The 7,763-nt window shown below is 67.8% G+C and carries 6 protein-coding genes; 2 read left to right on the forward strand and 4 right to left on the reverse strand.

What is annotated here, in order from left to right:
- From NFW30_RS05870 to NFW30_RS05880, 3 genes are read right to left on the reverse strand one after another with little or no spacing between them, the layout of a single operon-like run.
- Entirely contained in the window at positions 1–1,056 is a 1,056-nt protein-coding gene (locus tag NFW30_RS05870) for a 2-oxoacid:ferredoxin oxidoreductase subunit beta (protein ID WP_295352308.1), read from the reverse strand.
- A gap of 1 nt (position 1,057) precedes the next feature.
- On the reverse strand, positions 1,058–2,896 hold the full coding sequence (locus NFW30_RS05875; protein WP_295352305.1) for a 2-oxoacid:acceptor oxidoreductase subunit alpha: 1,839 nt from the start codon (positions 2,894–2,896) through the stop codon (positions 1,058–1,060).
- Positions 2,897–2,906: 10 nt separating this feature from the next.
- Positions 2,907–4,745: an FAD-dependent oxidoreductase gene (locus tag NFW30_RS05880; RefSeq protein ID WP_295352302.1), complete on the reverse strand. Its 1,839-nt coding sequence runs from the start codon at positions 4,743–4,745 to the stop codon at positions 2,907–2,909.
- A 323-nt stretch (positions 4,746–5,068) separates the two neighbouring features.
- On the opposite strand from NFW30_RS05880, the gene NFW30_RS05885 reads away from it, so the two are divergent.
- On the forward strand, positions 5,069–5,518 hold the full coding sequence (locus NFW30_RS05885) for a rhodanese-like domain-containing protein (protein WP_295352300.1): 450 nt from the start codon (positions 5,069–5,071) through the stop codon (positions 5,516–5,518).
- 76 nt (positions 5,519–5,594) lie between these two features.
- On the opposite strand, the gene NFW30_RS05890 is transcribed toward NFW30_RS05885, so the two are convergent.
- Positions 5,595–6,380 carry a phosphatase PAP2 family protein gene (locus tag NFW30_RS05890; RefSeq protein ID WP_295352297.1) on the reverse strand — a complete coding sequence of 262 codons (786 nt, stop codon included), beginning with the start codon at positions 6,378–6,380 and terminating at the stop codon, positions 5,595–5,597.
- A gap of 218 nt (positions 6,381–6,598) precedes the next feature.
- Here NFW30_RS05890 and NFW30_RS05895 point away from each other — a divergent pair, with 218 nt between their 5' ends.
- Entirely contained in the window at positions 6,599–7,573 is a 975-nt protein-coding gene (locus tag NFW30_RS05895; protein WP_295352295.1) for a c-type cytochrome, read from the forward strand.
- Positions 7,574–7,763 lie beyond the last annotated feature (190 nt).

Below are 7,763 nucleotides of genomic sequence, written 5' to 3' on the forward strand. Positions count from 1 at the left end.
CTAGCGCAGCGAGGCGTTGATCTTCTCGAGCGCCTTCGCTCCCGGGCACAGTTGGGCGGCGCCGAGGGTGTTCAGCGGCTGTTCGACGGTGCCGAGCTGCTGGTGCAGGTCGCAGGCCTCGGGATCGACGTAGAGCAGGCCGGTGACGACCTCGCCGCGCGCCGCGTGTTCCTGGATGTACGACATGGCGCGGATGCGGTCGGTCGGGTCGTAGTCCTCGTGCAGCTTGCGCAGGCGGACGGTCGAACCGTCGTGCTGGCGGACGTCGATGACTTCGCCGGCGGCGTAGTCGGCGGTGATCTCCTCACGCGGCGTGATGAAGTCGATGCGGTTGACCGCTTCGTTGTGCTCGCGCACGTAGTCGTAGCTCTTGGTGCTGCCGGAGTGGTTGTTGAAGGTGATGCACGGCGACAGGATGTCGATCACCGCCGCGCCCTGGTGCGCGAGGGCCGAGCGGATCAGCGGCACGAGCTGCGTCTTGTCGCCAGAGAAGCCGCGGGCAACGTAGGTGGCGCCCATGACCAGCGCGAGGGTGACGAGGTCGATCGGCGCATCGTTGTTGCTCTGCCCCTTCTTCGAGCGCGAGCCCTTGTCGGCAGTGGCCGAGAACTGTCCCTTGGTGAGGCCGTAGACGCCGTTGTTCTCGACCAGGTAGGTCATGTTGACGCCGCGGCGCATGACGTGCGCGAACTGGCCGAGGCCGATCGACGCCGAGTCACCGTCACCCGAGACGCCGAGGTAGATCAGCTCGCGGTTGGCGAGGTAGGCGCCAGTGAGCACCGAGGGCATGCGGCCATGTACGGTGTTGAAGCCGTGCGAGTTGCCGAGGAAGTAGTCGGGGGTCTTCGACGAGCAGCCGATTCCCGACAGCTTGGCGACGCGATGCGGTTCGATGTCGAGTTCCCAGCATGCCTGGATGATCGCCGCCGAGATCGAGTCGTGGCCGCAGCCGGCGCAGAGGGTCGAGATCTTGCCTTCGTAGTCGCGGCGGGTGAAACCGACGCGGTTCTTCGCCAGGCTCGGGTGGTGCAGTCGGGGTTTGGCAATGTAGGTCATTTCAGGCCACCATGTTCTCGCGGAGTGGGCGGACGTTCAGCCGGGCGACGCGTTCGGCGATCTCCTGGGTGATGAAGCGGGCGGTGATCGGTGTGCCGTCGTAGTGCAGCACCGGGATCAGGCTGGCCGGGCTGGCGTGTGCCTCGTTGATCAGCAGGGTGGTCAGCTGTCCGTCGAAGTTCTGTTCGAAGACGAAGACCTTCGAGTGCGCCGCGATGAAGTCGCTGATCTCGTTCTGGAACGGGAAAGCGCGTACCCGCAGGGCGTTGATGTAGATGCCCTGCTCGGCGAGCGCGTCGAGCGCTTCCTGCATCGCCGGTCCGGTCGAGCCGTAGAAGATGGCGGCAAAGCGTGCCGGGTAGCGGGCGGCGGTGAGTACCGGCAGGGGCACCAGCGACTTGGCGGTCTCGAACTTCTGCCGCAGCCGCTGCATGTTGTAGATGTAGTCGGCGCCGGCTTCGGAGTAGACGGCGTAGGCATTCTTGGTCGTGCCGCGGGTGAAGTAGCCGCCCTTGGTCGGGTGCGTTCCGGGATAGGTGCGGTACGGGATGCCGTCACCATCGACGTCGAGGTAGCGGCCGAAATCGGTGCCGGCGTCGAGCGCTTCGCGCGTCATCACCTTGCCGCGGTCGTACTCGCGGCTGTCGTCCCAGGCGAAGGGACGGCAGAGGCGCTGGTTCATGCCGATGTCGAGGTCGGTCATGACGAAGACCGGCGTTTGCAGCCGTTCGGCGAGGTCGAGCGCCTGCGCCGACATCTCGAAGCACTCGTAGGGGTCTTCGGGGAACAGCAGGACGTGCCGCGTGTCGCCGTGCGAGGCGTAGGCGCAGGCGAGGATGTCGGCCTGCTGCGTGCGCGTCGGCATGCCGGTCGACGGGCCGCCGCGCTGGACGTTGATCAGCACCGCCGGGATCTCGGCGAAGTAGGCGAGACCGATGAACTCGGCCATCAGCGAGATGCCGGGGCCCGAGGTGGCGGTGAAGGCGCGGGCGCCGTTCCAGCCGGCGCCGATGACCATGCCGATCGACGCCAGTTCGTCTTCGGCCTGGACGATGCTGTAGCGCTTCTCGCCGCTGCCGGGGTCGGTGCGCAGTTTCGTTGCATAGCGCTCGAAGGCTTCGGGGACCGACGAGGAGGGAGTGATGGGGTACCACGCACAGACGGTGGCGCCGCCGTAGATGCAGCCGAGCGCGGCAGCGCTGTTGCCGTCGGTGAAGATCATGTCGCCGACGCGGTCGCGGCGTTCGACCTTGAGGGCGATCGGCTTCAGGTGCTGGCGGGCGTACTCGCGGCCGAGGTTGAGCGCCTGCAGGTTGGAGTCGAACAGCTTTTCCTTGCCCTTGTACTGCTCGCCGAAGAGCCTCTCGATCTCCTGCGGGTCGATGTCGAGCAGCGTCGTCAGGGCGCCGACGTAGATGATGTTCTTGAACAGCTGGCGCTCGCGCGAGTCGCTGTAGGTGTCGTTGCAGATCTCGGTCAGCGGCATGCCGAGGACGTGGATGTCGCTGCGCAGGCGCGCGCGCGGCACCGGCTTCGAGCTGTCGTAGAAGAGGTAGCCGCCGGGATCGATCTCGCGCACGTCCTGCTCCCAGCTCTGCGGATTCATCGCCACCATCAGGTCGACGCCGCCGCGCCGGCCGAGATAGCCGTGCTCGGTGACGCGCACCTCGAACCAGGTCGGCAGGCCCTGGATGTTCGACGGGAAGATGTTGCGTGGCGACACCGGCACGCCCATGCGCAGGATCGCGCGGGCAAACAGCTCGTTCGCCGATGCCGAGCCGGAGCCGTTGATGTTGGCGAACTTGACGACGAAATCGTTGGTTGCTTCGATCTTCTGCATTTCTCGCTCCTCAGGTGACCGCTGCCTGCGCCTCGCTGGCGCCCGTCCGCGCGCAGCCGGCATGCGTCATGACCAGCAGGTACTTCTGCATGTCCCAGGCGCCGGTCGGGCAGCGCTCGGCGCACAGGCCGCAGTGCAGGCAGACATCCTCGTCCTTGACCATCACCCGCCCGGTCTTCAGCGTCCCGGAGACGTAGAGGGCCTGGTTCGGGTTGAGTGCCGGTGCCTGCAGGCGTGTCCGCAGGTCGTCCTCGTCGCCGTTGTGCGTGAAGCTGATGCAGTCCATCGGGCAGATGTCCATGCAGGCGTCGCACTCGATGCACAGGCGGTTGCTGAACACCGTCTGCACGTCGCAGTTCAGGCAGCGCTGCGCTTCCTTGAAGGCGAGCTGCGGATCGAAGCCGAGTTCGACCTCGATCCGGATGTTCTTCAGCGCTGCCGAGACGTCGCGCAGCGGTACGCGCAGGCGGCGGTCGTTCGAGATCGCGTTGTCGTAGCGCCAGGCGTGGATCCCCATCTTCTGCGACACCAGGCTGGTCGTCGGCGCCGGTCGCGCGGCGACGTCCTCGCCGTTCAGCAGGCGGTCGATCGACACCGCTGCCTCGTGACCGTGTGCCACCGCCCAGATGATGTTCTTCGGCCCGAAAGCGGCGTCGCCACCGAAGAAGACGTTCGGCAGCGTCGACTGCATCGTCTTCTCGTCGAGCTTCGGCAGTCCCCACTTGTCGAACTCGATGCCGATGTCGCGCTCGATCCACGGGAAGGCGTTTTCCTGGCCGACGGCGACGAGCACGGCGTCGCACTCGAAGTGCGGGTCCGGCTCGCCGGTCGCGACCAGTGTCCGGCGTCCGTTCTCGTCATAGACCGAGCGCACCTTCTGGAAGGTGACGCCGGTCAGGCGGCCGCCGTTGTGGGTGAAGGCCTTCGGTACGAGGTTGTTGAGGATCGGGATGCCTTCATGCATCGCGTCTTCCTTCTCCCACGGGCTGGCCTTCATCTGCTCGAAGCCGGAGCGGACGATGACCTTGACGTCCTCGCCGCCGAGACGTCGCGCCGAGCGGCAGCAGTCCATGGCGGTGTTGCCGCCACCGAGGACGACCACCCGCTTGCTGATCGAGGTGACATGACCGAAGGCGACGTTCGCCAGCCAGTCGATGCCGAGGTGGATGTGTTTGGCTGCCGCCTTGCGCCCGGGTATGTCGAGATCCTGTCCGCGCGGCGCGCCGCAGCCGACGAAGACGGCGTCGTAGCCCTCGTCGAGAACCGCCTTCAGCGAATGGATGTATTGGCCGCCGCGGAAGTCGACGCCGAGGTCGAGGATGTAGCCGGTTTCCTCGTCGATGACTGCCTCCGGCAGGCGAAACTTGGGAATCTGCGTCCGCATCATGCCGCCGGCGAGCCTGTCGCCGTCGTAGACGACGACCTCGTAGCCGAGCGGTGCGAGGTCGCGGGCGACCGTCAGCGACGCCGGACCGGCACCGATGCAGGCGATGCGGCGGCCGTTCTTCTGCGCCGCCGGTTGCGGCAGCAGGTGACGGATGTCTTCCTTGTAGTCGGCGGCGACCCGCTTCAGGCGGCAGATGGCGACCGGTTCGCGCCGCTCGCGGCCGTCGGGGGTCTCGTCCTCGACGCGGCTGCGCCGGCAGGCGGGCTCGCAGGGGCGGTCACAGGTGCGCCCGAGGATGCCGGGAAAGACGTTCGACACCCAGTTCACCATGTAGGCTTCGCTGTAGCGCCCGCCGGCGACCAAGCGGATGTATTCGGGAACGGGCGTGTGTGCCGGGCAGGCCCACTGGCAGTCGACGACCTTGTGGAAGTAGTCGGGAGCGCTGATGTCTGTAGGCTTCAAGACTGGGGTATCCTTTCGTCGCTGGGCAATGGGAACGGAAACCGCTGGGCAGGATCGGACGCATGTTAGCGCGCCGTTGCGATGCTGAAAAGATCTCCCGTGCATGCCGGAGGCGGCCTTCGGCATGCGGACGTGTCGTTCGTTTTGGTGGCGTTCTGTGGCGGTGAGCGAAGATCGCCCCGTATCGGGAATCTTTGATGGCGATGTCCTGCAGTTCCGGCTGGTGTGCGCCGGCCGGGCAGGGTTTGCCGACTGGCTGTCGGTGGCAGCCAGTCGGCGGTGCAGGGGTGTGCGATGAACGCGTGCGTTGCGGAGGATCGACGATGATCGGCAAGCTTCTTTTCTCTTCTGTGGTGCTGGGCTTCCCGCTGCTGTTGCGCGCCGAGGTGGTGGACATCGGCAACGCCGAGCTGGCGCGCTTGCTGGCTGCCGGCGTGCCGGTGATCGACATCCGCACGGCCGGCGAGTGGCAGGAGACCGGCGTCGTTCCCGACAGCCGGCTGCTGACCCTGTTCGACGAACGCGGTCGTGCCGACACGGCCGCCTGGCTGCAGCGGGTGCAGGGCATCGTCAAGGCTGACGAACCGGTGATCGTCATCTGCCGCAGCGGCAACCGGACGCGGACGGCAAGCCAGGTCCTTTCGCAGCAGGGTGGTTTCCGGACGGTCTATAACGTCCGCGACGGGATTCGTCCATGGCTGGCCGAAGGCCGGCCGCTGGCGCCAGTGAGTGCCTCCGTCGGTACGGGTTGCCCGGTCGCGGGCAAATGCTGACACGGTGCGTCGCGCCGCATGCCGGGGCGCGGTTGGCGCGGCTGTCCGCCGGCGGCGCTGCCGGCAGGTGGCCGCTTCATGCGTTGCCGGCAGCGGGCAGGCCGGCGTTTTCGCCGGCGGGCCGCGCTGTCGCCGCCGCTGGCAGCAGATGACGCGAGAAGACGGCCAGCAACGCGACGAGCACCGCACTGGTCAGCCAGGCGGTCCACAGGGTGTGGGTGAGGAAGTGCTGGCCACGCATCTGCTGCACCCAGCCGAGCACCATGCCGACGCCGGTGCCGGCCGCGTAGGCCAGCAGCGCCTTGCGCGGCGCGTGCGGCAACCAGAGTACCGCCAGCGCCGCCAGCCACATGCCGGCGCTGGCATGACCGGCCGGGAAGCACTGGCCGGCCGGCCAGTCGGGCGGCACGGCGTCGAGGATGCGCAGGAACGGATGGCTGCCGTCGTAGCGATCGATCCCCCAGGGACAATGCATCGCCGAGCGTGCCTTCAGGCTGCGGATGAGCATCGGCGCAAGGGTGGCGGCCAGCGCCAGCAGTCGCAGCCGGGCGCGTCCGGCCGCGCCGAGCCGCTGCAACGGATGCAGAAGATCGAGCACGGCGGCGGCGACGAGCAGGAAGCCGGCCCAGATGAGGACGTTCTTCACCCAGATGTGCATGAAGGTACGCCCGAACCAGCTTTGGTCCCACGGGAACAGACCCCTTGCCGGATCGAAGTGGAGGTCGGCGAGCCAGAGGTCGATGTCGGTGTACTGGCCGATGACGAGCAGCAGGATGGCGCTGAGGCCGAGGAACAGCAACGGCTTGACGAGGCTTTCGAGGCGCTGCCGGAGTTCGCCGGTGGCATGCAGGGTGGAGGACATCGATTCGGTTCCGCAGTGCTGGGGGGGCCATCCTTGTCCGCCGTCCTTAAGAAGGCATTAAGTCGTCGCACGGGCAGCTGCCGGCAGGTTCTGCCGCTGGCGCCGGAACCCGGGCGCGCCATCGCCGGCCGGACGCGTCACCGGTCCGCTGCGGCGACGCACTGCCGGCCGATGTCGAGGCCCGGCGGCGGGTCGCGGAGCAGCGGGGATGAGTGCTGATGCGCCCGCCGCGAAAGTCGCTGCGGTCATCCTGTGTCGCCGCGAGCCTGCTGCTGGCTGGCGCGGCCGCTGCCGCCGGGCCGCCGTCCTGGGCCTACCCGGTCAACCCGCCGGAGTTCGTTCCGCGGGCGGACGACGGAGTCGCACGCAGCGTTCGGGGCAGTAGGGCACGTTATTCGGTGACGCAGCTGCGCGACCGCTTCCTCGCGCCGGTCTGGCATCCGGGCGATCATCCTCCGCTGCCCAGCGTCGTCGCCGAGGGGAGGCGACCGGACGTCTATGCCTGCGGCTACTGTCACCGGTCCGACGGCTCCGGAGGGCCGGAAAACGCCGACATCGCCGGCCTCCCGGCTCCCTACATCGTGCGGCAGCTCGCCGATTTCGCCAGCGGGGCTCGTCGCAGCGCGGTGCCGGCGCGGGCGCCGATTCGTCTCAAGCTGCACATGGCGCAGCATCTCTCGAACGAGGAGGTGGCCGCGGCCGCCGAGTACTTTTCACGGCTGCCGCCACGCGCCAGGCTGCGCGTCGTCGAAACCGACACGGTGCCTCGGACGCGGGTTGCGAGCTGGATCCTCGAAGCCGCCGCGGGCGGTGGCGAGGAACCGATCGGGCAGCGCATCATCGAGCTTCCCGAGGACTTCGAGCAGTTCGAGAACCGGGATTCGCGGGCGCGCTTCATCGCCTACGTGCCGAAAGGAAGCATCGCTCGCGGCGAGTGGCTGGTGTCGACGGGCGGCAACGGCAAGACCTTGCCGTGCGCCGAATGCCACGGCTCGGACTTGCGGGGCGATGCCGAGGTGCCGCCGATCGTCGGTCGCTCGCCGAGCTACATCGTCCGCCAGCTTTACGACATCAGGCACGGCGTGCGCACCGGCGAGCGGGTGCAGCCGATGCAGGCGGTGGTGGCGGCGCTGACGATCGACGACATGCTGGCCATCGCCGCCTGTCTGGCGGCCGGCAGCGGTGGCTGGTAAACCGGGAGACGACCGTCAGCCCGTGGGTGTCCGGACAGTGGCGCCGCCGGCAAGCAGTGGCGGTTCATGCGCCAGGCGTCTGCAGGAAGAATGACTCGATCAGCTCGGCGAGCCGTTCCGGCCGGTCGTGCTGGACGTTGTGGCCGCAATCGTCGATGCGTACCTGGCGGCCGTTGGCGAAGCACTCGAT

Origin of the sequence: Accumulibacter sp. (assembly GCF_023806635.1) — a bacterium.
GTDB lineage: Bacteria > Pseudomonadota > Gammaproteobacteria > Burkholderiales > Rhodocyclaceae > Accumulibacter.